Genomic DNA, 512 nt, shown 5'->3' on the forward strand with positions numbered 1-512 from the left:
GTAACTTCACCGATCAGAATCTTGGTGGTTTCTGGTACGGAGAAGCCTGCCAGTTCAGCGATTTTGTAGGCTGGCTGGCCGACGATAGCGGCGTTCAGAGCGCCATTTTTGAGCAATACTCCGCCTACAGCTTTCCTCTCTTTTTTATTCAGAATCACCGCGCCGCATTTCGCAAAACGCTCGCGAACGGCATCATAGACGGAGTCAACAACGACAACAGACTGTTCAGAAGCACAGATTACGCCGTTATCGAAGGTTTTCGACATCAGGATTGACGCCACAGCGCGTTTAATGTCAGCAGTTTCATCAATCACTACCGGAGTGTTACCTGCGCCTACGCCGATAGCCGGTTTGCCGGAGCTGTATGCTGCTTTAACCATGCCTGGACCACCCGTCGCAAGGATCAGGTTAATATCCGGGTGGTGCATCAGCGCGTTAGACAGTTCTACGGAAGGTTGATCGATCCAGCCAATCAGATCTTTCGGCGCGCCGGCAGCGATAGCCGCTTGCAG

General features: G+C 52.7%; 1 protein-coding gene. It reads right to left on the reverse strand.

All coding sequences use genetic code 11. From position 1 onward, the window contains the following. Positions 1-512, reverse strand: a 512-nt coding sequence (locus NBA72_RS24170) for an aldehyde dehydrogenase family protein (protein WP_439005038.1), incomplete at both ends; no start/stop codon positions are given.

Source organism: Salmonella sp. NW1250 (genome assembly GCF_051812965.1).
GTDB lineage: Bacteria > Pseudomonadota > Gammaproteobacteria > Enterobacterales > Enterobacteriaceae > Salmonella > Salmonella enterica.